At 68.6% G+C, this 23,422-nt stretch carries 24 protein-coding genes; 9 read left to right on the forward strand and 15 right to left on the reverse strand.

All coding sequences use genetic code 11. The features are described 5' to 3' along the window. The first annotated feature begins 3 nt into the window (after positions 1-3). Positions 4-1,023: a Brp/Blh family beta-carotene 15,15'-dioxygenase gene (locus tag NJQ98_RS02340; protein ID WP_431357494.1), complete on the forward strand. Its 1,020-nt coding sequence runs from the start codon at positions 4-6 to the stop codon at positions 1,021-1,023. 31 nt (positions 1,024-1,054) lie between these two features. Here NJQ98_RS02340 and NJQ98_RS02345 read toward each other — a convergent pair whose 3' ends face one another. The 3 genes from NJQ98_RS02345 to NJQ98_RS02355 form a co-directional block, all read right to left on the reverse strand. After that, on the reverse strand, positions 1,055-1,318 hold the full coding sequence (locus tag NJQ98_RS02345) for a hypothetical protein (protein ID WP_262175307.1): 264 nt from the start codon (positions 1,316-1,318) through the stop codon (positions 1,055-1,057). 45 nt (positions 1,319-1,363) lie between these two features. Then, positions 1,364-1,495 (reverse strand): hypothetical protein, encoded by a 132-nt coding sequence (locus NJQ98_RS02350; RefSeq protein WP_262175310.1) that lies wholly within the window; start codon positions 1,493-1,495, stop codon positions 1,364-1,366. A gap of 152 nt (positions 1,496-1,647) precedes the next feature. Then, positions 1,648-2,238, reverse strand: coding sequence for a 50S ribosomal protein L15e (locus tag NJQ98_RS02355; RefSeq protein WP_262175313.1), 591 nt, complete (start codon positions 2,236-2,238; stop codon positions 1,648-1,650). Positions 2,239-2,469: 231 nt separating this feature from the next. Here NJQ98_RS02355 and NJQ98_RS02360 point away from each other — a divergent pair, with 231 nt between their 5' ends. Further along, entirely contained in the window at positions 2,470-3,426 is a 957-nt protein-coding gene (locus NJQ98_RS02360; RefSeq protein ID WP_262175315.1) for a C-terminal binding protein, read from the forward strand. Between the two features lie 61 nt (positions 3,427-3,487). On the opposite strand, the gene NJQ98_RS02365 is transcribed toward NJQ98_RS02360, so the two are convergent. Then, positions 3,488-3,829 carry a hypothetical protein gene (locus NJQ98_RS02365; RefSeq protein ID WP_262175317.1) on the reverse strand — a complete coding sequence of 114 codons (342 nt, stop codon included), beginning with the start codon at positions 3,827-3,829 and terminating at the stop codon, positions 3,488-3,490. A 92-nt stretch (positions 3,830-3,921) separates the two neighbouring features. Between NJQ98_RS02365 and NJQ98_RS02370 the strand changes: the two genes are divergently transcribed. The 3 genes from NJQ98_RS02370 to NJQ98_RS02380 all read left to right on the forward strand — a co-directional run bounded on the left by NJQ98_RS02370 (position 3,922) and on the right by NJQ98_RS02380 (position 6,803). After that, the gene (locus NJQ98_RS02370; protein WP_262175320.1) at positions 3,922-4,707 is read left to right on the forward strand and encodes a helix-turn-helix domain-containing protein; all 786 of its coding nucleotides are present in this window, start codon (positions 3,922-3,924) and stop codon (positions 4,705-4,707) included. Between the two features lie 102 nt (positions 4,708-4,809). Continuing rightward, on the forward strand, positions 4,810-5,802 hold the full coding sequence (locus tag NJQ98_RS02375) for a transcription initiation factor IIB (protein WP_262175322.1): 993 nt from the start codon (positions 4,810-4,812) through the stop codon (positions 5,800-5,802). Positions 5,803-5,888: 86 nt separating this feature from the next. Continuing rightward, entirely contained in the window at positions 5,889-6,803 is a 915-nt protein-coding gene (locus NJQ98_RS02380) for an NAD-dependent epimerase/dehydratase family protein (protein ID WP_262175325.1), read from the forward strand. On the opposite strand, the gene NJQ98_RS02385 is transcribed toward NJQ98_RS02380, so the two are convergent. The 10 genes from NJQ98_RS02385 to NJQ98_RS02430 all read right to left on the reverse strand — a co-directional run bounded on the left by NJQ98_RS02385 (position 6,800) and on the right by NJQ98_RS02430 (position 17,647). Then, positions 6,800-7,225, reverse strand: coding sequence for a plastocyanin/azurin family copper-binding protein (locus NJQ98_RS02385; protein WP_262175326.1), 426 nt, complete (start codon positions 7,223-7,225; stop codon positions 6,800-6,802). The genes NJQ98_RS02380 and NJQ98_RS02385 overlap by 4 nt on opposite strands. A 218-nt stretch (positions 7,226-7,443) precedes the next feature. Next, complete coding sequence (locus tag NJQ98_RS02390) at positions 7,444-8,352, reverse strand: serine/threonine-protein kinase RIO2 (RefSeq protein ID WP_262175328.1); 909 nt, start codon at positions 8,350-8,352, stop codon at positions 7,444-7,446. A gap of 182 nt (positions 8,353-8,534) precedes the next feature. Continuing rightward, the gene (locus tag NJQ98_RS02395; protein ID WP_262175329.1) at positions 8,535-10,895 is read right to left on the reverse strand and encodes a DUF2309 domain-containing protein; all 2,361 of its coding nucleotides are present in this window, start codon (positions 10,893-10,895) and stop codon (positions 8,535-8,537) included. Beyond that, positions 10,885-12,363 (reverse strand): proton-conducting transporter transmembrane domain-containing protein, encoded by a 1,479-nt coding sequence (locus tag NJQ98_RS02400; protein WP_262175330.1) that lies wholly within the window; start codon positions 12,361-12,363, stop codon positions 10,885-10,887. Before NJQ98_RS02400 ends, NJQ98_RS02395 begins: the two co-directional genes overlap by 11 nt. 252 nt (positions 12,364-12,615) lie before the next feature. Continuing rightward, positions 12,616-13,080, reverse strand: coding sequence for an Lrp/AsnC family transcriptional regulator (locus NJQ98_RS02405; protein WP_262175332.1), 465 nt, complete (start codon positions 13,078-13,080; stop codon positions 12,616-12,618). Between the two features lie 180 nt (positions 13,081-13,260). After that, a complete protein-coding gene (locus tag NJQ98_RS02410) occupies positions 13,261-13,674 on the reverse strand; it encodes an acyl-CoA thioesterase (protein WP_262175334.1) in 414 nt (137 codons plus the stop codon). Then, the gene (gene msrA / locus NJQ98_RS02415) at positions 13,671-14,195 is read right to left on the reverse strand and encodes a peptide-methionine (S)-S-oxide reductase MsrA (protein WP_262175336.1); all 525 of its coding nucleotides are present in this window, start codon (positions 14,193-14,195) and stop codon (positions 13,671-13,673) included. Before msrA ends, NJQ98_RS02410 begins: the two co-directional genes overlap by 4 nt. Before the next feature lie 116 nt (positions 14,196-14,311). Next, a complete protein-coding gene (locus NJQ98_RS02420; RefSeq protein ID WP_262175338.1) occupies positions 14,312-16,699 on the reverse strand; it encodes a heavy metal translocating P-type ATPase in 2,388 nt (795 codons plus the stop codon). Next, positions 16,696-17,469 carry a sulfite exporter TauE/SafE family protein gene (locus NJQ98_RS02425; RefSeq protein ID WP_262175340.1) on the reverse strand — a complete coding sequence of 258 codons (774 nt, stop codon included), beginning with the start codon at positions 17,467-17,469 and terminating at the stop codon, positions 16,696-16,698. Before NJQ98_RS02425 ends, NJQ98_RS02420 begins: the two co-directional genes overlap by 4 nt. 1 nt (position 17,470) lies before the next feature. Next, the gene (locus tag NJQ98_RS02430; protein ID WP_262175343.1) at positions 17,471-17,647 is read right to left on the reverse strand and encodes a DUF8131 family protein; all 177 of its coding nucleotides are present in this window, start codon (positions 17,645-17,647) and stop codon (positions 17,471-17,473) included. Between the two features lie 157 nt (positions 17,648-17,804). Here NJQ98_RS02430 and NJQ98_RS02435 point away from each other — a divergent pair, with 157 nt between their 5' ends. The 4 genes from NJQ98_RS02435 to NJQ98_RS02450 are packed head-to-tail and all read left to right on the forward strand — an operon-like array spanning position 17,805 to position 21,748. Next, positions 17,805-18,992 (forward strand): halocyanin domain-containing protein, encoded by a 1,188-nt coding sequence (locus NJQ98_RS02435; protein WP_262175345.1) that lies wholly within the window; start codon positions 17,805-17,807, stop codon positions 18,990-18,992. A gap of 4 nt (positions 18,993-18,996) precedes the next feature. Beyond that, the gene (locus NJQ98_RS02440) at positions 18,997-19,530 is read left to right on the forward strand and encodes a cytochrome c oxidase subunit II (protein WP_262175347.1); all 534 of its coding nucleotides are present in this window, start codon (positions 18,997-18,999) and stop codon (positions 19,528-19,530) included. After that, a complete protein-coding gene (locus NJQ98_RS02445) occupies positions 19,530-21,218 on the forward strand; it encodes a b(o/a)3-type cytochrome-c oxidase subunit 1 (RefSeq protein WP_262175349.1) in 1,689 nt (562 codons plus the stop codon). Before NJQ98_RS02440 ends, NJQ98_RS02445 begins: the two co-directional genes overlap by 1 nt. Beyond that, positions 21,218-21,748: a hypothetical protein gene (locus NJQ98_RS02450; RefSeq protein ID WP_262175351.1), complete on the forward strand. Its 531-nt coding sequence runs from the start codon at positions 21,218-21,220 to the stop codon at positions 21,746-21,748. The genes NJQ98_RS02445 and NJQ98_RS02450 overlap by 1 nt, the downstream gene beginning before the upstream one ends. Positions 21,749-21,751: 3 nt before the next feature. On the opposite strand, the gene NJQ98_RS02455 is transcribed toward NJQ98_RS02450, so the two are convergent. Then, positions 21,752-23,392 carry an NADH-quinone oxidoreductase subunit D gene (locus NJQ98_RS02455; RefSeq protein WP_262175352.1) on the reverse strand — a complete coding sequence of 547 codons (1,641 nt, stop codon included), beginning with the start codon at positions 23,390-23,392 and terminating at the stop codon, positions 21,752-21,754. Positions 23,393-23,422: the final 30 nt, after the last annotated feature.

Genomic DNA, 23,422 nt, shown 5'->3' on the forward strand with positions numbered 1-23,422 from the left:
CGCGTGGCGACCCGCACCGCCCGCGAGACGCTCCGGCCGCTGGTGTTCGCCTCGGGATGGGCCGGCCTCGCCGTGGCCGTCCTCCCGTCTCTCGCCGGCTTCCGCCTCCCGGTCGTCGTCCAGTACGCGCCGCTGGTCGCCAGCGCCCTCCTGTTGGGGTTGCCCCACGGCGCCGTCGACCACCTCGCCGTCGCCCGTACTCGCGGTCGGCGACCCGACCGGCGAGCCGTCCTGCGTGTCGTCGCCCTCTACGTCGCCGTCGGTGGCGCCTACGCCGTCGGCTGGTTCCTCGCGCCCGCGGCCGCCTTCGCCCTGTTCATCCTCGTCACGTGGTTCCACTGGGGGCAGGGTGACCTCTACGCGCTCGTGGCGCTGGCCGACGCCGACCACCTCCGCTCGCGCGCCCAGCGCGCCGGAACCGTCGCCGTCCGCGGCGGCCTCCCGATGCTCGTTCCCCTGCTCGCCTTTCCCGAGTGGTACCGGCGGGTCGCGACGACGCTCGTGGGTCTGTTCGCCCCCGACGCCGTCGCCGCGCTCTCGCCGGCCTTCCGCCCGGACGTCCGCCTCGCGCTGGGCGTCGGCTACGGCGCCGTCGTCCTCGTGACCCTGGGCGTCGGCTACGCCCGCGCCCGGGACCGCCGTCCCTGGCGCCTCGACGCCGCCGAGACGCTCGGGCTCGCCGCCTACTTCGCCGTCGTCCCGCCGGTGCTCGCCATCGGCGTCTACTTCTGTCTGTGGCACTCGCTGCGCCACATCGCCCGCCTGCTGCTCGTCGACGCCGAGGCGACGGCGGCGCTCCGGGCGAGCGAACCGACCGCCGCGTTCGCCCGCTTTGCCAGGGACGCCGCGCCGCTCACGCTGGTTTCGCTCGCCCTGCTCGCCGGCCTCGCCCTAGTCGTCCCGAACCGCCCCGAGACCGTCCCCGAGTGGGTCGGGCTCTATCTGGTCTTTATCGCCGTCGTCACGCTCCCGCACGTGGTCGTGGTGACGATAATGGATAGGGAGCAAGGCGTCTGGGCGTAGCCGGCAGGCTGTACGTGGAACGACTGCCGAGTTAGTTCAGGTACGTGAGGGCGACGCCGACCGTCGACAGCACCGCTGCGAGTGCCACGAGGCGCGTCGCTCCGGCGGAGACTTCTTCGGTCGCGCCGTCGGCTAACGTGTACCCGCTCGTCGCACAGAGCAGACCGCCGCCGACTATCGCGAGCACGCCGGCCAGGTCGCTGGTACCCGGTTCGAGCAGCGTCCCGACACCGTTTACAGCGATAGTGAGCCCGACCACGGCCATCGAGCCGTGGTAGACGACTGGCCTGTTCACGTCCGAAAATGTAGATACGACAGAAAAGCTCTTCCGGTGGCCCAGTCAGCTGACCAGTTTCGTTGTCTCCATATAGCGGTTACAGATGTCACAGAAGGCGCTGTCGTTCGCTTCGATGATCGGATTGTTCTCACACTCCGGGCACGCTTTGTCGGTCGCGCGGTTTTCTTTCGTCATACATCGCTGTTGGAACCTGCGTACATTAAACCTATTATATGTCTGTCATGTTTGTTCCTGTAGCTCACGGAAGCGCTATATAGCCGCGACGGAACCGCGAAAAACAGCCGGCGTACCCGGCTCGCTCGCTTCGAGGCGCTTCGGGCCTCGGTTTACTTGCCTTTGCCCTGGTTCGAGCGGATGGAGGGACGGGTCTTCTCCGAGCCCTTGCCCTTGCCGCTCAGCCCGCGGTTCCGGCGGCCGGCGCCGGTCAGACCGCGGAAGACGCGGTCGTTCTGGTCGGGCTCACAGATCCAGTTGAGGTCGTCGTCGTTCTGGATGGCGGGGTGCTCCGGGTCCACGAGGATGATTTCGTGCCACTTCTGGCGGCCGTCCTGGCCGACGGAGTAGCTGTTGAGGACGCGGAGGTTCGGGTAGACGCGGGCGGCGCGCTCCTCGGCGACGCGCTGGAGGTTCTTCCGGCGGGTGATGCGGGTGACACCCTGGCGCTTCGAGCGCCGGCCGGCTTTGTGTCGCTGCTTGCGCGCGCTGCCCTTGCGGACGGAGACGCGGGCGACGACGACGCCCTGTTTCGCCTTGTACCCCTGCGAGCGGGCCTTGTCGAGTCGGGTCGGCCGCTCGATGCGGACGACCGACCCCTCGTCGCGCCACTCCTGCTGGCGCTGCCACTGCAGTTCAGCTAGTTTCCCCTCTTTGGGGGTCTGCCATGCGTCTCGGATGTACGAGTATGCACTTCGTGCCATTGTGTTTCACCACGGGCGTTGCGTGGTTCAAGCCCCGTCGAGGACTCACATCCCGACCTGCACACGCAGGTGCCCGCTGGTGCCCGTCGTCCAGCGAGTTGTCGACTGTTCCACAGTCGCGGCCTTAAACGGTTCGAAGCCACGCGACCGTGTGTGTGGTGCCCATACACGCGTTCCTACGCGCTGGGAACCCCCTCGAACGTTATAACGACTGTACCCGTATCGGGGCGTATGGACCGCGTAGTCGCAACCGACGACCCGATGATAGACGTCGACGTGCTTCGCGACGAACTCGATGCCGAGGTCGCCGTCGTCGACGACAGCGAGGCCGCGTTGCTGGCGGCCACCGACGCCAACGCGTTCGTCGTCAACGTTAACACGCCCGTCACCGCCGAGGTCCTCGACGCCGTCGACGACCTGCGAATCGTCGCCAGAGCCGGCGTCGGCATCGACAACATCGACGTGGCCGCGGCCGCCGACCACGGCGTCGCCGTCACCAACGCGCCCGACTACTGCACCGACGAGGTCGCGACCCACACCGTCGCACTCCTGCTCGACTGTATCCGGGGTGTCGCCGCCTACGACCGCGACACCCGCGCCGGGAACTGGGGCTGGGAGCGGGGTCGGGAACGCCACCGACTGCGCGGAACCACGGTCGGGCTGGTCTCTTTCGGCCCGATAGCCCGCCGGGTCCGCGAGCAGCTCCGGGGCTTTGCGGTCGACGTTATCGCCTACGACCCCTACGTCGACGCCGACGCGATGGCCGAGGCCGACGTCGAGAAGGTGGGGCTCGACGAGCTGTACGCCCGGGCCGACCATGTCTCCCTGCACGCGCCGGTCACCGACGAGACCCGCGGGATAGTCGACGCCGACGCGCTCGACGCGATGGACGACGGGGCCGTCCTCGTCAACACCGGCCGCGGCGCGCTCGTCGACGAGGACGCGCTGGCCGCGGCGCTGCGCGAGGGGACCATCGCCGCCGCCGGGCTCGACGTGCTCGGGACGGAGCCCCCCGAGGCGGACCACCCGCTCCTGGGACTGGACAACTGCATCGTCACTCCCCACGCGGCGTGGTACTCCGAGGAGGCTCGCGACGACCTCAACGCCACCGTCGTCGAGAACGTCCGGGCCGGACTGGCCGGCGAGACGCCGCCGAACTACATCGACCCCGAGACCGACTGGCTGTAGGGGCGCGACGGGCCGGTGTCCGGCGGCTGTCGTAGCTCGGTCTCGGTACGGGACTCGAAAACTAACAGTCGAACCGCGTCCGCCCGTTCCCCAGCGGCTCCCGCGCGATGAGCGTCGTCAACAGGTCACGAGCCAGGTTTCTGCCGTACGCCACGAGGCCCGGAGCGCACGCATCGGCCGCTCTGGCCTGGTGGTAGTCACAGTACAGCGCGACCGGGAGCACCGGCGCGACGAACACGCCGGCGACGGTGACGCCGAGTTCGACCGGTCCGCCCTGTACGACCGTGGCGGCAAGTCCGACCAGCAGCCACGCAGCGGCGCCGTGGACGACCGTCGGGCGCCAGTTGTGGGCTGGCGCGCCTTCGGTGACGCGTTCGCTGCGTTTCGACGACTGACACGACATATCCGATGAACGGGTCTCACCGGCATCACTGGACGTTCGGCGCATGCCGAAATCTACCGGGGATATAAGCCACTCCCCCGCATACCCCCGCTGTGCGCGAGTTCATCTTCACTATCGACTACGACCGGAACGTGGACCCGCTGATGGACGTGTTCATCGACTACCCGGAGACCCACTCCCGGTCTATCGCCTGCAACGTGACCGAGGCGGGGATGTGGCGGCTCGAACGGGTCGCCGGCCCCGAGGCGGCGCTGGAACAGCTAGACGACGTCTACGAGAGCCCGGTGCAGTGTACGGAGTGTATCGGTACCCGCGACTGCGTGACAGACTGGTACTACGAGGTCATCTCCCGCGAGTCGGGCCGCCGAACGGTGTACAGCTACCGTTCGGAGGCCGGCGACTGCCACTCCATCCCCAGGCTCGCCATCGAACACGTCGGCCAGGGGGTCCTCGTCGAGACCGAGCGCCGGGGGAGCCGCTGTGAGTGGCGGCTCCTGCTCTGTTCGGACGAGGGCATCGACGACCTCTTTTCTGCCCTCGAAGCGGAGCTTCGGCCCGGGCTCACCGTCGAGTTCCGCCAGCTCGGCGAGCCGGCCTACTGGGCCGACGAGGCCGTCACGCTCGCGGAGCTCCCCCCGGAACAGCAGGCCGCCGTCGAGGCCGCCGTCGACTACGGCTACTACCGCACCCCCCGGGACGTCTCGCTTTCCGACCTCGCGGAGCGCCTCGACATCTCCCGGTCGACGCTGCAGTACCGCCTCCAGCGCGCCGAGTCGTGGATCGTCCGCTCGTTCGTCACCCGCTCGATGGGACCTGTCGAGGCCGACGAGGCTGTCGCCGAGGGGAGCCGGCTCCGGGTCGGCCGCTCCAGTGTGTAACTGACTCACATCATTTGGCGTGTGCCAACCGAGTTCTGATACCCGATGGGCGTGTTCGTATGAACACACGCGAGCCGCGACCCACGCTCGCACTCTATCCCCATGACTACACTCAGCACCTACGACGCCCACGAGCGCGAAACCGACGAGGAGGACGCAGTCGCTGACGAGCACCGCTGCCCGGACTGTGGCGGCTCTCTCACCAGTGACGCCTCCCGTGGCGAGACGGTCTGTGGGGACTGCGGTCTCGTCGTCGCGGAAGACGAGATAGACCACGGCCCCGAATGGCGCGCGTTCGACTCGGCAGAGCGCGACCAGAAGTCCCGCGTCGGCGCTCCCACGACCAAGATGATGCACGACGAGGGGCTCTCGACCAACATCGGCTGGCAGGACAAGGACGCCAACGGCAACGCGCTGTCGGCGAGCCAGCGCGAGAAGATGCAGCGCCTGCGGACCTGGAACGAGCGCTTCCGGACCCGCGACCACAGCGAGCGCAACCTCAAGCAGGCGCTGGGCGAAATCGACCGGATGGGCTCCGCGCTGGGCGTCCCCGAGAGCGCCCGCGAGACCGCGAGCGTCGTCTACCGGCGCGCGCTTGACGAGGGCCTGCTCCCGGGCCGCTCCATCGAGGGCATCGCCACCGCCGCGCTGTACGCCGCCATCCGGCAGGCGAACCTCCCCCAGACCATCGACGACATGGTGCTCGTGAGCCGCGTCGACGAACAGGAGTTCACGCGCGCGTACCGCTACATCAACCGCGAGCTCGCCCTGGAAATCGGCCCGCCGGACCCGGCCGACTACCTCACGAAGTTCGCCTCGCAGGTCGACGCCAGCGACGAACTGGTACGCCGGGCCCGCGAACTCATCGAGACGGGCAAGGCCGCCAACGTCCACAGCGGCAAGAGCCCCGTCGGCCTGGCCGCAGCGGCCATCTACGCCGCCGGCCTGCTCGTCAACGAGGAACTCACCCAGGAGACGGTCAGCGAGGCCACCGACGTGAGCACGGTCACCATCCGCGACCGCTACCGCGAACTCCTCGAAGCCGAGTCCGCCCGCGACACCACCGCGACGAGCGGCTCCAACGCCAGCGCCTGAGAAGCGGAAACGGGGTTGCACCGCTCCAGATACTTAATTGTTCGACCGACCGGACCTATTTATCCCCGCCCCGCCCACTGCCGGGTATGACGGCTACTGTGACCGGCAAGACGGTTCTCGTCACCGGCGGCGCTGGCTTCGTCGGGAGTCACATCGCCGACGCCCACCTCCCCGACAACGACGTCCGGATTCTCGACAACTTCTCCAGCGGCCGGCGGGCGAACGTCCCCGACGCCGCCACGCTCGTCGAGGGCGATATCCGCGACGACGCGGCCCTCTCCGAGGCCATGGACGGCGTCGACGTTGTCTTCCACCAGGCGGCCATCGTCAGCGTCGCCCGCTCGGTCGAGGACCCGACGACGAGCGGCGCGGTCAACGCGAACGGGACCCTTGCGGTTCTGGAGGCGGCCCGCCGGCAGGACGCCCGCGTCGTCTTCGCCTCCAGTGCGGCCATCTACGGCACCCCCGAGACGCTCCCGATAACCGAGGGCGAATCGAAGGAGCCGGCCTCGCCGTACGGCCTGGAGAAGCTCACGAGCGACCACTACTGCCGGCTGTACGACGACCTCTACGACCTCCCGACGGTCGCGCTGCGCTATTTCAACATCTACGGGCCGCGCCAGTCCGGCGGCGACTACGCCGGCGTCATCAAGGCATTCACCGAGCAGGCCCGTGACGGCGGCCCGCTGACAGTCCACGGCGACGGCGAGCAGACCCGGGACTTCGTCAACGTCGCTGACGTGGTGCAGGCGAACTGCCTCGCCGCCACCACCGACGCCACCGGCGAAGCGTTCAACGTCGGCACCGGGACGCGAACCTCGGTCCGACAGCTCGCGGAGATAATCCGGGACGAGGTCGACCCGACCGCCGAGATAACCCACGTCGACGCCCGCGACGGGGATATCCGTCACTCGGCCGCCGACATCGCCAAGGCCCGGGAGCGCCTGGGTTTCGAACCCACGATCTCGCTCGCCGACGGCCTGCACGACTATCTGAGCTAGTCTTCGACGACCACGGTGCCTTTCATCCCGGACTCGTGGGGGATACAGAAGTACGGGAACTCCCCCGTCGTCTCGAAGGTGTGTTCGTAGCTGTCCTCTGAAGCGACGGCCCCCTCGCTGGGGTAGGCCTCCCTGGCGGCCGACTCGCTATCGAACTCGCCGGACGCGAAGTACGTCCCCCCGTCGGGGAGCTGTTCCTCGTACGCGGTGACGCTGTGTGGGACCGAGCCGGTCGTCGTCCAGGTGACCGTGTCGCCGACGCTGACGGTGATATCCGCCGGCTCGAAGTTGAGGTCGTCGGTCATCTCGACCAGGTTGTCCGTGTCTCCCCCGGTCGGCGTGTCGGAGCCGGACCCACCACAGCCCGCGAGTCCCCCTGCCAGTGCCACGCCACTCATCCGTAGGACGGTCCGTCTGTCCATACTCCGAGCTTCGGCTTTCGACACTTACGTCGCCCGGTTTCGCTCGGCTGGCCCGCTCCGGAGCGTGAACGGCCACTCCAGCGGTGTCTCGCTGTATGGGGACTGAAGCGGTAACTCACCATTTACTATCGCGTTATATGATTTATCAGAGGGCCAGCGAACGCCCTCCCGTATCGCTACGTACCATCGCTGTCGGCGAAGAATAGCGTCGAACGGCCTCAGACGGCGTATGCCGCCACGGTCTCGAAACTGCCGTCGGTCAGTGCATCCGTCAGGGCGTCGGTGTCGACCTCGTCGACGTGTGCGGGGTATTTCCGCCCGAAGTAGTTCACGATGTTCTCGACGTCACGTGCCAGCAGCTCCTCGCTGTTCTCGTGGTCGGTCGGCACGGCCTGGGGCCAGTCGAAGACGACGACTCCCTGGGTCGTGACGAAGACGTTGTACTCGCTCATGTCCGCGTGGACGAACCCGGCGTCGTAGGCCGTCTGCATCTCGTCCAAGACGAGGTCCAGCACGGGGACGACTTGCTCGGGTTCGAGGCCGGTCCGGGAGAGTTCCACGCCGTCGACTTTCTCCATGACGATGGCGTGGCGGTTCGTATCGATGGGCTGGGGGACCGAGACGTCCGGATACAGCGTTTCGAGGGCGTCGTACTCCCGTTCGGCGGCTTTCCGGGCGGTGTAGAGCCAGGAGACGTGGTCCCGGTCGGACGTGTACTCCCGCTCTTTCATCACCTCGCGGAAGTTCGTGTACCCCTCGCGGTGGTACTTGAGCGCCAGCGGTTTGTACGACTGGACCTCGTAGACGTCGCTCTCTTTGCCGACGCCCAGCGGGGCCCCAAAGCCTTCCAGGGTGTCCCGCTCGACGAAGGTGTGCAAGGCGAGCGCGTCGTACCCCTCGAAGGTGAGCTTGAACCCCTCGTACTGGATGGTCTTTCGCTCGACTAACCCGCGGTCCTCACACCGGTCCAGCCGGTAGTCGACGTTCTCCTCGCTCAGCCGGGAGAAGTCGGTGAGCTTCTCGCGGTTGACGTACTCCGAGAAGCGCATCCCCTGTTCGACCCCCGAGAGCAGGTGGAAATCCTCCGGCTCCAGCTCGCCCATCACCGAGGCCACGTTCTGGACCATTAGCGGCGCCTAGACGCCCGCACCGTAAAAGTTCGACGCGTCGGCGGCGACCGGCCGATAAATCACACTGCGCTATACAGAACTGGGGCTCGGTCGCCCGGCTGTCGCTGTGGCACAACCGCTGTATACGGACGCTGGACGGACAACACCGGCGTATCGAGCCGCAAATACACTGTTCGGCTTCAGTCGTCGGCGTTCGCGGGCGACGCCTCGACCGACGTGTCGACGGTCGCCCCGTCCCCCGTTACCGGCGTCCACGACAGCGCTCCGGCGTAGTGGAACGCGGCGTGGTCCTGGGTCGGGTCGACGACGGTCAGGGAGAGCCAGCCGTTGTCGAGCAGCTGGGCGACGTCCTCGTTGTCGGCGAGGATGTCCTCGACGGTATCGACGGGGGCGTGGATGACCGTCGAGAGGCGCAGCGGTTGGTGGTAGGGCTCGTCGTCGGCCGCCATGAGCGACTGCAGCGGGAGGCCGGTCATCAGGTCGCCGCCGTTGCCCTGGTAGACGCCCACGTTGCCGACGGGGTTGTGGGTTATCTTCGACCCGCTGCCGTAGGTGCCGGTGTCGACCGTCGAGAAGTAGTACTGGGCGTTGATCCACTGCGTGACGACCATCGGCGCCGTCATGATAGCCTCCAGGGCGTCGCCGTAGGGGTCGGTCGTCCAGTCGTAGGAGTGGAGGAACGCGCGACCGTCGAGGTCGAGCCCGGCGGCCAGCTCGCTCGGGCCGACGACGAAGCCGGCGTTGCCGGCCAGCCCCCACTCGGGGCGGGTCTCGGCCCAGTCGGCCGCCTTGCGTTCGGTCTCCCGGGCGGCGTCGGCCGCGTCGGTCCGCTCGGCGGTCGCCCCCTCGCGGGCGGTCCCGAGGTCCTCGCGGAGCTGCTGGAGGTCCGCCTGGTGGCTCTCCGGTACGTCGCCGTCGTACAGTTCGACCTCGTCGGTCGTGGTGTTGTGCTGGCCGGCGAGGAACACGGTGTCCTCGGGGATCTCGACGCCGCGGTCGCGGAGTTCGGCCCGGACGGCGTCCTCGTTACAGATGGCCGCCAGTACGCGGGCGCTCGGGCCGCCGGGGTTGCCGGCACAGGCCCCGCAGTCCAGGCTCGAATCGAACGGGTTGTTCGCGGTCTGGCTCGCGTGGCCGGTGAAGACGACGAGGCGGGCGAAGCGGTCCCACCCCATCAGGTCGAAGGCGGTCTCGGCGTAGCCGACCTTCTCGCCGAGCGTGAGGTCGTCGACCGACGGGCGACAGAAGTCGTGTTCGTCGGGCACCGTGTCGTCGACGCTGTCGAGGAAGTCGTGGACGCGCCCGGGCACCAGCGTGCGGCTCGCCAGCGCGAGCCCGTAGCCGCTCCCGGCGCTCTCGACGAAGCCGTAGGCGGTCGCGGCGTTGGTCTCGATGGACTCGACTATCTCGGCCGCGGCCTCGCGGATGCCGGTCAGGTAGTCGTACTCGGCCTCCTGCTCCGCGTCGACCGGTTCGTCGGTGATGTGGTGCTGTGCGTTCGCGATGGGCGGACACGCCGTGACCGAGACCTCGGCGTCGTACCCCTCGTACTCCATCGGGATGCCGAAGAAGCCGGCGTAGCCGTGGGTCTCGTAGTCGCCGGCGTCTTCGAGGTGGCGACGCAGGACTTCCGAGCGCGTGTCGATACAGAAGACGAGCTGTGCGTCCGGACGGCCCGACGGCTCGCTGCCGGCCAGCGACTCGCTCTCGGCCGCGACGCTCTCGACCAGCTCCTCGCGGTAGGTCGCCTCCCACGCGGTCAGGAACGCCTCGCTGAGCTGGTCGGTCTCGCGTTCGCCGTCGGGGTCCTCGGCGGGCGCGAGGTCTGCGCCGACGGCGTCGAGTAGCGCCAGCCGCGCCGCGAGGTAGCCGGTGAGCGTTATCGGGTACCGCGACTGCCACTGGCCGCCGTTCGCGGCGCGCTGTTTGATGAACCCGGTCCAGCCCGGGAGCGCGGCCAGCTGTTCCTCGAAGATGGTCGGCCACTGGTCCTGGGGGTACGGCTCCAGCACCGCCTCGATCGTCTCGGTCGGTGTCGCCGGCAGGTCCGCGACGACGCCCGCGTCGGGAATCTGGCCGTCGTGGGCGGCGAACGTGCGGAAGACGCCGTAGAACCCGAGGTCCCTGTCCGGCAGCGACCAGTGGGCCCGCCCCTCGTCGAGGAACGACGAGAGCCACTTCGTCAGCACGTGGTCGACGCGCTCCTCGGCGGCGTCACGGTCCGGGCTCTCCGTCCCCGCTGTGGTGTCCATGCGGGAAAGCAGCGCCTCGGGGTCGGCGTCGTAGCCGGCCGCGGCGAGTTCGGCGTCGAGGATGTCGCGGTCTATCTGGCCACGCGCCAGCGCCTGGCGGAACGTCTCCGGGCTGGGATACCCACGGCCGCCCAGGATATCGGCGGCCTCCGCGACCGCCTCGGCGAAGGGCTGGTCCTCGAACCCCGAGAGCGGGTTGGCCGTCACGAACGAGTGGATGGGCCAGACCGAGCCGACGGCCGCCGCGGCGTCGTCGACGCTGTCGCGGATGGCTTGCTCAGTACTCATTGTACTCCCCCGTGTCGGTCACCAGCGTGTCGGTCGGCGGCTGGCTGGCGTTCAACAGCGCCACGTAGAGGCGTCGGCTGTGCCGGTGAACACCGGTCTCGATGGCGAGGTAGACGCCGACGAAGAAGACGGCGACGGCGACGTGGAGCAGGGTCAGCTCGGTCGTCGCCGTGCTCACCGACAGGAGCTCCGAGATAGTCTCGTAGACCATCGCATAGATGACGAGGGCCGGGAAGAAGACCAGCGGGACGGCCCCGTAGCGGGCTCTCGGGGGCAACTCGGTGTGGGTGACCGCGTTGCGAGCCGCGTGCAGCGTGGTGAACACGACGAAGAAGGTGAGCAGGAGGCCGCTGTCGACTTTCGCGCCCTTCCCGGTCAGCGCCGCGAACAGCAGGCCGCCGGCCAGCGCGGTCAGCAGCGTCACGGCGATGCCGCCGAGGCTCTCGCGCATCCCGATTTCGCCGGTCGGGCTGTTGTGTTCGACGCCGTCGCCGGCGGAGAGGAACTGGTAGGCCTTGTAACAGCCGTGCAGGATGAGGTGGGTGATGGCGGCCCCGAAGAAGCCGAGGCCGGCCTGCATTATCATAAAGCCCATCTGGCCGACCGTCGAGCAGCCCAGCTTGCTCTTTACGTCCGTCTGGACCATCTTCAGGAGCTTCCCGCCGAGGGCGCTGGCCGCGCCCACGCCGACAATCACGAGCATGAGCCCCGAGTCGACGGTGATGACGGGGGCAAAGCGGGTCAGCAGGACGCCGCCGGCGTTGACGAAGCCGGCGTGCATCAGCGCCGACGCCGGCGTCGGCGCGGTCATCGAGGAGAGCAGCCACCCCTGGAACGGGATGAGTGCCGACTGAATCATCGCCGCGAGCACGAGCGCGCCGGCGGCGACGAGCCACACCGGCCCGCCGAGCGTGTCCGACGCCGCGCCGATGCCCGATACCGTCGTCTCGCCGGTCGCCCACCACAGCGCCGCGAGCGCGACGCCCAGCAGGGCGCTGCTCGCGAGGAAGTACTTGCGAGCGACCGCCGCGGCCGCCCCGGCCTGTTTCCACCCGCTGATGACGCCGATGAGCTGTGCCATGACCAGCCCCATCGTCAGCCACAGGAGCCCGAACAGGGCGACGTGGTTCGCCGCGACCAGCGCCATCACCACGACGGTGAAGCCGAACACCGCCACGAAAAACCGCGTCTGGTGGGCACTGCCGGCCATGTAGCGTCGGGAGTAGCTGTGGACGATGCCCGAGAAGAACGTGACGACCGTCCACATCAGGACGGTCAGCCCGTCGACGGCGACCAGGTCGCCCAGCGCCGGGGCCCAGCCGGTCACGGCGTGGCCGACCAGGGCGACCAGACTCAGCCCCCACAGTAGCCAGACGGCCCGGGTCAGTGCCTTCGGCGTGGCGGGTGATTGCTGCCCGATACCGCTCGGAAGCGGTCCGACCGTCGTGCGTTGTGTCTCGTCTCCCATCGTTGTGTTCGGTGACGGTTCGGCTCGAGGGGTGCCTACCCCGAACGACCCGTCCTCTTACGAAAAGAACGAACAGACTGGTTATTAAGTCCTTCTATATTACCAGTCTGTTCGCCTATAAGGTGATTAAAGAACATTATGGTTTTTAATCCGTTCGCCGGAGTGTTCCGACAGAACTGCCGCCGTTCGCGTCGCTCCGTCGGGCCTCTGCGGTGGCACGACGCGTATCGCCGCTCGCCGTCGCTGTTGCCCCTACTCGCCCGCGAACCCGCCGAAGGGCGTCGTCTCGTGGCTCCGGACGAGCACCTCGTCGACGACCTTCAGCCCCATGTCGAGCAGCGCCTGGGCGACCGGCGTGATGTCGCTGTCCGTCTCCCCGACGGCGGTCACCAGGAGGTTCTGTTCGCCGGTGACCAGTTCCTGGACCGAGACGACGCCGTCGATGTCGAGAATCGCCGGAATCTGTTCGCCCCGCTCGGGAATCGGCGCGGTACAGAACAGCAGCATTCGAAGGGGGTAGCCGGACTGTTGGTAGTCTATCTCGGCGCTGTATCCCTTGATGACGTCGTTTTCCTCCAGTCGCTGTATCCGTTTCCGGACCGTACTCCCCGACGTGCCGGTCCGCTCGGCGATGTCGCCCGAGGAGAGGTTGCGCGCGTCCTCCTGGAGGGCGTGGAGGATGGCCTCGTCGACGTCGTCGATAGCGTCGTCTCCCATACGCCGTGTAGAACCGTCGCTGTCAAAGGGACTTCGCCTGCTGCGCTGGCCGAGTTCTACCGCATGGGCCGTCGAGAGCGTGACCCCTTCGGCTCTGCCTGTGTAGCTCGCCCAATAGCTACGGGCTTTCCGGCTGCTCACCGTCTCGGCCGCTCAGCTACAACAGGGGCGATAGAACCGTCACTCCCCGAACTCGAACTCGCTGATGGCGTCCCGCCAGGGCTCGGGGATGGGCTGGGGTTCGCCGGCGGCCCGGTCGTAGGTCACGACGGTCGTCTCGCCGGTCGCCGCGACCGCGTCGCCGTCCCGAACCTCGTACTCGAAGGGGAAACTCGTCGTGCCCAGTCGGGGTACCCGGACGCCGACGGTGACGCTGTCGGCGGTCCGAATCGGCCGCTCGAACTCGATGTCGAGCGTCTTGATGACGATGCCGTCGTCGCTGTCCGCGAGAAACGCCCGGCTGCCGCCGCCGACGACCTCGGCGAGGTAGTCGATGCGGGCCTCCTCCAGATAGGTACCGTAGCGGACGTTGTTGACGTGGCCGTAGGTGTCGAGGTCGTCGAAGCGCAGGTCGACCTCGGTCTCGAAGCTCATGCCAGTAGCTCGGCGTGTTTCTCCCGAAGCTTGTCGAGCTTGGGCGGGATGGTCATCTGGCAGTAGGACTGGTTGGGATTCTTCTCGAAGTAGTCCTGGTGGTACTCCTCGGCGGGGTAGAACGCCTCCAGGGGCTCGACCTCGGTGACGATGTCGTCGTCGTAGGCCGGCCCGATGTCGTCGATAAAGGCCTCGACAATCTCGCGCTGCTCGTCGTCGTGGTAGAACACCGCCGAGCGGTACTGGGTCCCCACGTCGTTGCCCTCCCGGTTCAGTGTCGTCGGCGTGTGCGTCGAGAAGAACACCCCCAGGAGTTCCTCGTAGCTCACCACCTCGGGGTCGTAGGTCAGCTGGACGCACTCGGCGTGGCCCGTCTCCTCCCGGCAGACGGCCTCGTAGCTCGGGTTCTCGACGTGGCCGCCGGCGTAGCCCGAGACCACCTCCTCGACGCCCGCGACCTGTTTGAAGACGGACTCGGTACACCAGAAGCACCCACCCGCGAACGTCGCGTGCTCGGTCATCACTCCCAGTAGGTGTGGGACGTACAAAAACGGCCGGCCGCGCTCGTACTGGTGGCTGTACGTTCGTAGAGATATTCGCGGCGGCGAATTAGTTCAGTTTGGTGTAGCCACCAGTATCAGTCTCCTGCCGCTGGCGCCGCGGGCGCTGTGGCCCCCTGGTCGGCCGCGACGGCGTCATCGCCGCCGAGCGAGCGTGCGGAGTTTGCCACCACGAGCAGGCTGGAGGCGGTCATCGCGACGGCGGCAAACAGCGGGTTCAGCAGGCCGGCGAGCGCGAGGGGGAGCGCGACGGCGTTGTAGCAGAACGCCCACGCGAGGTTCTCGCGGATGCGCCGCCGGGTCCGGGTCGTCAGGTCGAACACCCGCGGGACGGCGGCGAGGTCGTCCGTGGTCACCACCGCGTCGGCGGCGTCGGCGGCCAGCGCCGTCCCCGAGGACAGCGAGATGCCCAGGTCCGCGGTCCCGAGCGCCGGCGCGTCGTTGGTGCCGTCGCCGACCATCGCGACGGTGCCCCGGGATTTGAGTCGCTCTACCACCTCGGCCTTCGCGTCCGGCGGGACGCCGGCGAACACCTCGTCGACCGCATCGTGGCGCTCGAAGGGCGCGGCCGCGGCCGGGCCGTCGCCGGTGATGACGACGACCTCGCGGGGCGCGAGCGCCTCGACGGTGGCCGCCCACCCCGCTCGGGGTTGGTCGCCCCCGACCACGACGTCCCGGGCGCGGCCGTCCCAGCCGACCAGCGCGGGAATCTGCCCGTCCGACCGCGCTCGCTCGCACCTGTCGGCCAGTTCGTCCGGCACCGACAGCCCCTCGTCGGACAGCAGCGCCGGCGTCCCGACGACGACGCGCTCGCCGTCGGCCGCCTGCGCGCTCGCTTCGACGGTCCCGCTCACGCCGCGGCCGGGGTGGTGCTCGACGTCCTCGACGACGGCGTCGGACGCCTCCGTGGCCGCGGTGACGGCCGCGGCGAGCGGGTGGTCGGCGAACTGTTCGAGGGCCGCGGCCCGCCACAGCGCGTCGTCGTCGGGCCGCTCGACCAGCTGCATCTCGCCGGTGGTGAGCGTCCCGGTCTTGTCGAACGCGACCACGTCCACTTCGGTGGCGGTCTCGAAGGCCGACCCGTCGGTAACGACGACGCCCTCGTCCAGCGCCGCCCGGACCCCGGCGGCCGTCGCCAGCGGCGTCGCCAGACCGAGCGCGCAGGGGCAGGAGACCACGAGCACGGCCAGCCCGGTCAGCAGGGCGTCCGTCGGCGCCGCCCCGCCCGCCAGGTGACCGACTCCCGCGAGGACGGCCAGCCCGACCACCAGCGGGACGAAGACGGCCGCGATGCGGTCGACGAGGCGCTGGACGCCGCCGCGCTCGCTCTGGACGCTCCAGAGCAGTTCCGTGAGGCGGGAGACGGTGCTCTCGGCCTCCGGGCCGACCTGGACTACGAGTCCGCCTTCAGCCACCATCGCCCCGCCGACCACCTCGTCGCCCGCGGTCTTCCGGACCGGCAGTGACTCGCCGGTCACCAGCGACTCGTCGACGCCGGCGGTCCCCTCGGCGACGGTCCCGTCGACGGGGATGCGCTCGCCGGCTCTGACCACGACCTCCTCGTCGGGCACGAGCGCGTCGATGTCGACCGTCTCGGTGCCGGACTCGGTCCGCCGCCGGGCCTGTTCGGCCCGCTGGCTGGTCAGCTCCGTCAGCCGCCCCGTCGCGGCCCGGCGGACCCGGTCGCGGTAGTAGTCGCCGACGGAGACGGCCAGCACGATGACCGTCGCTACGTCGAAGTACACCTCCGTCCGGCCCAGGATTACCGCGACGACGCTGTAGGCGAAGGCCGTCGTCACGGCCATCGCCACCAGCAGGTCCATGTTGGGCCGGCGGGTACGCAGACTCACCACCGCGCCCCGCAGCATCGGCCAGCCGGTGTAGCCGACCACGACGCCGGTCATGACTGCCGTGTTCCAGAGCAGGTAGGCGCCGGCGGGGCCCTGGAGGTCGACCAGCCCGAAGTCCAGACCGAGATACGCGGGATAGAGAAAGAGGACGTACCACAGCATGGTCATCATCCCGAAGAAGCCGCCGACGAGCAGCCGCCCGACCTGCTCCGAGTCGTCCGCCTCGTCCGGCTCGCGGCGGGAGACCTCGTAACCCGACCCGGAGAGCCGGTCGGGCAGGGCGTCGGCGTCGGCCCGGTCGGGGTCGTAGGTGACTTTCATCGTCCCCGTCGCGTAACTGGCCGACGCGCCGGTGATGCCGTCGTGGGCAGTCGCCCGCCGTTCGAGGAACAGCTCGCAGGTCGCACAGTGCATCCCCGACACCGAGCAGAAGGCCGTCTCGCCCTCGGCCTCGTCGGGGTCGGGGCCGGTCTCGACGGCCGCCGAGTCCGTCCCTGCGGGGTCGTCCAGCGTCCGGGCGACCTCCAGACACCCCCGACAGCAGAAGGCGCCGGCCACGTCGCTGTCGGTGACGGGGTCGTCGGTCGCCAGTCCACAGAGGGTGCAGTCGGTCATGTCCAGGGCATCGGCAGCGGCGGTTTCGGGACGGTGACGCCGAAGGCCGCCAGTCCGTTCGCGAGCGGTACCAGCGCCAGCACGAGGAACAGCGCCCCGAGGACGCGATGCAGCGACGCGCGCCGCCCCGGCGAGAGCGTGCCGAACGCGGTGCCGTAGGCGAACACCAGCGGGACGGTGCCCAGTCCCAGCGCCGCCAGCGAGACGGCGCCGGTCACCGCCGAGCCGGTAGCCGCGGCGTAGAGGAAAGCCGGGTACAGCAGCGGGCAGGGGAGCAGTCCGTGTATCGCCCCCAGCGCGACCATCCCCGGCCCGTCGACGAGCCGGTCGAGCCGCGCCACCAGCGCCGACGAGACCCGGTCGAACCAGGCGCCGACGACGGGGAGCCCCCTGGCGAGGTCGACGGCCCGACCCCGGGTCAGGTAGCCCAGCCCGACGGCCACGATGGCGAGGCCGACGAGGACGCCGGCCCCGCCCCGGACCAGGGTTCCGACCCGAGCGAGCGCCGCCAGGTCGTACACCAGCGCGCCCGCGGCCCCGAACAGGCCGCCGAGCAGCGTGTAGCTCGCGGTGCGGCCGAGGTTGAACAGCGACTGCTGGCGTATCTCCGTCAGCGACAGCGGCCCGCCGTCGTCGAGCCGGTCGGCGTAGGTCGTCACGAGCGGCCCGCACATCCCGAGACAGTGGACGCTCCCGACGAGCCCGAGGCCGACCATCGCCGCGAGCCCGGTGGTCTCGCCCGCCGACAGCCCGGCGGTCCCGAGTCCCATCTCAGGCGGCCTGGCCCTCGTGGTCGCCGGTCATCAGGAAGAGACTCGCCGCGATGATGCAGATACTGACCAGCGAGAGGGCGACGATGTTCCGACCGGTACCGAGGATGTAGTAGCCGATCGGTGCTAGTCCCAGCAGTGCAAGCAGCGTCACGAGTCGCGGGCTGGATGCTGACATGGCCGAGAGTTAGGCCAACCGTATATAAAAATGGTTGGCGTGTTCCAACTGCGCAGGAATCCCGTAACCCCTTTTTTTGATTAGGGTGAAACCGGTCGACTATGGTATCGTTCAGTAGCGGTAGCGTGTGGACGACCAGGACGACGGGAGGTGGCCGATGACTGTCGGTCGGCGGCAGTTCCTCACGGCGACCGCCGGGGCCGCGGCGCTCGGCGTGGCCGGGACCGCGAGCGCACAGAGCGAACCGGACTACGGCGGCTGGTTCGACAACGTCTCGAACTACGAGGAGACTGTCGACAAGCGCGGCCAGGACAGGGTAGAGATATCCGTCGGCGCGGAGGGGAACAACGGGAACTACGCCTTCGACCCGCCGGCGGTGCGGGTCAACCCCGGCACCGAGGTCGTCTGGACCTGGACCGGCCAGGGGCAGGCCCACAACGTCGTCTCCGACGGCGACGGGCCGCTCGACTCGGGCGAGGCGGTCGCCGAGGAGGGGACCACGTACAGCCACACCTTCGAGAGCGAGGGCATCTACAAGTACGTCTGTGTCCCCCACGAGGGGCTCGGGATGAAAGGCGCCGTCGTCGTCAGGCCCGGCACGCCCGGTCCGGAGGGGCCGCCGGCCAACCCCGACTACGAGGGCTGGTTCGACGACGTCTCGAACTACGACGGGAACACCGTCGACCAGACCGGTTCCGACAGCGTCGATATATCCGTCGGCGCGGATGGGAACAACGGTGCCTTCGCCTTCGACCCGCCGGCAGTCCGTGTCACGCCCGGGACCGAAGTCACCTGGACGTGGACGGGCAACGGCGGCGGCCACAACGTCGTCTCGGACGGCGACGGCCCGCTTGACTCGGGAGACGCTGTCGCCGAGGAGGGGACGACCTACAGCCACACCTTCGAGGAGTACGGCATCTACAAGTACGTCTGTTCCCCCCACAAGGGGGTCGGGATGAAAGGCGCCGTCGTCGTCGGCGGCCCGCTTTCCGAGGGCGGCAGCGGCGGCGAGGGCGGCGCCGACATCTCGATGTCGGGGCCGGGCTGGCTGCTCGCGGGGTCGGTGCTCGCGGCCTTCTTCTCGCCGCTACTGCTGGCCGCGGTGATGCGTCGGCGTTACCGCGAGCGGCCCCCGGAGCCGTCCGACTCGGACCTCGAACTCGCGAGCGGTCCCACCCCGGTCGAGGAGGCGCCGGCGACGGAGCCGGACGTCGAGGTCGGCCACGACGAGTTCGACCCGACGGGGACGGCCTCGCTCATCGCGTTCTACTTCGTCCTCATCGTCCTGCTGTGGGTGTTCATGTACTTCGTGGAGTTCCTCGGCCGCGTCTCGGTGATCGGGTGATACAATGCAGGTTCACAACTTCGAGAAAGTCTGGCTCGGCGCAGCGCTCCTGCTCATCGTCGGCTTCATCGCCACCATCGCCTACGGCACCGTCGGTGCCGGCGTCCAGATGGTCGACGACTCGGGCGGCGAAATAGACCCGCAGGCGGTCCAACAGAGCAACACCGGGACCGGGTTCGACGACCCCGGCGTCGTCAAACAGAACGACAGCCACTACGTGGTTTACGTGGTGGCCCAGCAGTTCCAGTTCTCCCCGGGGACCGGCGACAACCCGATTCGCATCCCCGCGGACACGCGGGTCACCTTCCGCGTGACCAGCGCGGACGTGACCCACGGGTTCTCCATCGTCGAGACGAACATCAACACGATGGTCATCCCCGGGCAGGTCTCGGAGGTCACCGCCCGGTTTGACAACCCCGGTACGTACGGCCTCGTTTGTCACGAGTACTGCGGGGCCGCACACCACGAGATGGGCGGGTCCGTCGAAGTGGTGCCCCAGTCAGAGTACACGTACAACGAAACGGAGGTGCAAAACTGATGGTTTTCGTCGATAGCTATCCAAAGACGTCGAAACTCGTTCGGAGCCAGTTCATCGTTTCCTTTGTCGCGCTGGGTATCGGCGCGCTCTTCGGCATCGTCCAGGCGCTGCATCGCACCGGCATCTTCCGGGGATTCATCAGCTCCGCGGACTACTACACCATCCTGACGGGACACGGCGTCCTGCTGGCGCTGGTGTTTACGACCTTCTTCATCGCCGGGCTGTTCGGCTGGGCGGTGACAAAGAACCTGGACCGGGAGCTCCCACAGCGGATCTCCTGGGGCGCGTTCTGGCTGATGCTGTTTGGAACGGTGCTTGCCGCCGTCGCCATCCTGGGCGGAATCATGGGCGCGCCCTCGATTCTCGGCCAGGAGCTGAGCGCGGACGTGCTCTTTACGTTCTACGCGCCGATGGGGGCTCACCCGTTCTTCTACGTCGGGGCGGCCCTGCTCATCGTCGGCTCGTGGATCGCCGGCGGCGCCTACTTCAAGTCGCTGTGGGACTGGCGCTCCGAGAACCCCGACGAGCGCATCCCGCTGCAGGTGTTCATGGTCGTGACGACGATGCTGATGTGGTACGTCAGCACCCTCGGCGTCGCCGTCGAGGTGGTCGCCTTCCTCATCCCGTGGTCGCTGGGACTCATCAGTCAGGTCGACCCCCTGCTGACCAGGACGCTGTTCTGGTACTTCGGCCACCCGGTCGTCTACTTCTGGCTGATGCCCGCCTACCTGGTGTGGTACACCATCCTGCCGAAGCTGGCCGGCGGGCGGCTGTTCAGTGACCCGCTCGCCCGCGTCGTCTTCGTCCTGTTCCTGCTGCTGTCGACGCCGGTCGGCTTCCACCACCAGTACGTCGACCCCGGCATCCCGGAAGGGTTCAAGGCCATCGCGATGACGAACACGATGTTCCTGCTGTTGCCGTCGCTGTTGACGGCGTTCACCGTCGTCGCCAGCGTCGAACACGCCGCCCGACAGCGGGGCGCGACGGGATACGTCAGCTGGATCCGTGAACTCCCCTGGGACAACCCGGCCTTCACCGGCTGTATGCTGGCCGGCCTGATGTTCGCCGCCGGCGGCTTCTCGGGGATGATAAACGCCGGGATGAACATCAACTACCTCATCCACAACACGCTGTGGGTGCCCGGTCACTTCCACCTCACCGTGGGGACGGCCTTCGCCCTGACGGCGATGGCCATCAGCTACTGGCTGGTCCCCCAGATTACCGGCAAGCAGCTCAAGCGCCGGTCGGTCGCGGTCGCCCAGCCGTACGTCTGGTTCATCGGTATGGCCCTGATGTCCAACGCGATGCATCGGGCGGGGCTGGCGGGCGTCCCCCGACGGACCGCCGAGCCGACCTACGACGAGTTCGCCTTCAGCGGCGTCGCCGGGAGCATGAGCGAGATGCGCATCCAGATCGCCATCGGCGGCACGCTGCTGTTCCTCGGCGCGGCGATGTTCCTGCTCGTGATGGCCGAGACGTGGCTCGCCCACCGGGGCGGGACCCTGTCGGTCAACGGGACGATTCCCGACCCGCTCTCGGGCGCCGACCACAGCCCGCGCATCCTCGATAACTACAAGCTCTGGACGGCCATCGCGCTGGTGCTCATCGTCATCGCCTACGGGCCGCCGATCTGGAGCATGGTCGCCGACGGCATCACCGCGCCGGGGAGCCCGCCGATTTCGGTCTGATGCTCGAGGACGCCGACCCGCCGGACGTGAGCATGGTCCGGGTCCTGATCGTCCTCGCCATCGCCGTTCCCATCGTCATCGAGCTGGTGACCTTCGGCGGTCTCATCGGCCACTACGCGACCGGCGGCGGGCCGGGGGCCGCGGCGACGCCGACCCAAGCGCCCGAGACCGGCGGTGCGACCGTCGGCGACGAGATACTCTCCGGGACCCCGGCCACCGAGCGGGTCGACGAGGCGACGCTCACGGACGACGACAACGCGACGCAGTTCGTCCTGACCGTGACAGTCTCCGACCCGGTCGACGGCTACGAACTCCGGCTCGGGGCGGTCACCACCAGCGGGGGCCGGACCGTCGAGGGGTCGGGAGCGACGACCGGAACGCTCGACACCGGCGAGGACGGGCTCGTCACCGGAGTGTGGAAACTGCCCCCCGGCGACCGGCCGGACACGCTCTCGGTGACCGTTATCTCGGCGCCGGGCAACGACACGCCGACGCCCCGCGCGTTCACCGTCGACCTGGGCGACCTCTAGAGGTTACCGGTCGACCTCGCCCATAATCGTGTCCAGGCTCCCCAGCGTCGCCACGAGGTCGGCGACGTACTCGCCTTCGGCCATCTCCGAGAGCGCCTGGACGTGCGAGAAGGAGGGGCCGCGAATCTTGAACCGGGCGGGCGTCTCGGTGCCGTCGGACCGGATGTAGATGCCGAGTTCGCCCTTGGCGGCCTCGACCGCCCGATATATCTCGGTGTCCGGTTCCGGTCGGAGCGTCCGGGGAACGTTCGACTGTATCTCGCGGTCGCTCTCGGGCCACTCTTCGAGCAGGTCGACACACTGCTGGACGATTCTCGCGGACTCCTCGACCTCGCGCAGGCGTACGAGCACGCGGGCGAAGTTGTCGCCGTCGTCCTCGGTGACGACCGACCAGTCGAGCTCGTCGTAGTAGCCGTACGGGTCGTCGCGCCGGAGGTCGTAGTCGACGCCAGAAGCCCGCGCGACCGGGCCGGTACAGCCGTAGGCCTTCGCCGTCTCGGGGTCGAGACACCCCGTGTCGACGGTGCGCAGCTGCAGTATCTCGTTGCCCGTCAGCATGTCGTGGTACTCGCCGAGTTTGCGTGGGAGCCCGTCGAGAAACGCCTGGACAGTCTCGAAGAACTCCTCGCGGGGCTCGGGCAGGTCCCACGCGACCCCGCCCAGGCGGAGGTAGTTGAACATGAGCCGCTGTCCCGTCAGGTCCTCGAGGATGTCCTGGACTATCTCCCTGTCCCGAATCCCCCACTGGAAGGCGGCGGCGAACTCCCCGACCACGTCCAGGGCGTAGGTGGCGACGGCGAGCATATGCGAGAGGATGCGGGCGAGCTCGCCACACATCGTCCGGATGACCTGGGCGTAGTCGGGCACCTCGATGCCGGCGAGCGCTTCCGCCGTCCGCGCGTAGGCCCACTCGTTCAACAGCCCGGCGCCGCCCCAGTCCCAGCGGTCGGGGTAGGGCATAATCTGGTGGCGGTACGTGCCTTTCTGGCACATCTGCTCCTCGCAGCGGTGGATATAGCCGATGTCGGGGTCGACGGCCGCGACCTGCTCGCCGTCGAGCTCGACGTTCAGGTGGAGCACGCCGTGGGTCGAGGGGTGGTGTGGCCCGACGTTGATGTGCATCGTGTCGGGGCCGACGCGCTCGTCTTCCAGCAGCTGCCGGTGCTCGCGGAAGGGGACTATCTGTGGCCGGCTCTGGTCGTACGCCCGGCGCAGCGGGTGGCCCTGCCAGGTCTCGGGCAACAGAATCCGTCGGAGGTCCGGGTGGTCGTCGTAGCTGATGCCGAGCAGGTCGTAGGCCTCCCGCTCGTGCCACTCGGCGGTGCGGTAGACGGGGGCCGCCGACTCGCTGTGGGGGTCGTCGTGTGCGGTGGGTACGACGACCGACAGCTCTCGGGTCGGGTCGTCGTAGCTGCGCAGGTGGTAGATGGTCTCGAAGCGGTCGGCGTACTCCTGGGCGGTGACACAGGCACAGTGGTCGAGCCCCGACTCGGTCCGCAGGGTCGAGAGGGCCTGCTGGACCTCGTCGGCGCGAACCACGACCGCGGGCGCGTTCTCGTGGCGCTCCTCGCGGACGACGTGGTCCCGAATCGGCTCGGCGAGGTCGGCTGTCGGTTCGGACGGTCTGGCGACGGCGTTTGACATACCCAAAGCGTCGCCCCCGCCGCCCCTCGC

Origin of the sequence: Haloarcula laminariae (assembly GCF_025457605.1) — an archaeon.
GTDB classification, from domain to species: domain Archaea; phylum Halobacteriota; class Halobacteria; order Halobacteriales; family Haloarculaceae; genus Haloarcula; species Haloarcula laminariae.